A 274-nucleotide genomic window follows, 5' to 3' on the forward strand; every position below is an offset into this window, starting at 1 on the left:
AGAGTCTGAGTCACTGTCAGAGTCAGAGTCACTGTCAGAGTCAGAATCGCTGTCACTGTCAGAATCAGAATCGCTGTCGGAATCAGAATCGCTGTCGGAATCAGAGTCGCTGTCAGAGTCAGAATCACTGTCGGAATCAGAGTCTGAGTCGCTGTCGGAATCAGAGTCGCTGTCGGAATCAGAATCGCTGTCAGAGTCAGAATCACTGTCGGAATCAGAGTCGCTGTCGGAATCAGAGTCACTGTCGCTATCAGAATCAGAGTCGCTGTCACTG

The 274-nt window shown here is 50.4% G+C and carries 1 protein-coding gene; it reads right to left on the bottom strand.

What is annotated here, in order from left to right:
- Positions 1-274 (bottom strand): hypothetical protein (locus B806_RS19010; RefSeq protein ID WP_212749313.1); only part of this gene is annotated, 274 nt, incomplete at both ends.

It is taken from the genome of Acinetobacter sp. TG2027 (assembly GCF_000302435.1).
GTDB lineage: Bacteria > Pseudomonadota > Gammaproteobacteria > Pseudomonadales > Moraxellaceae > Acinetobacter > Acinetobacter pittii.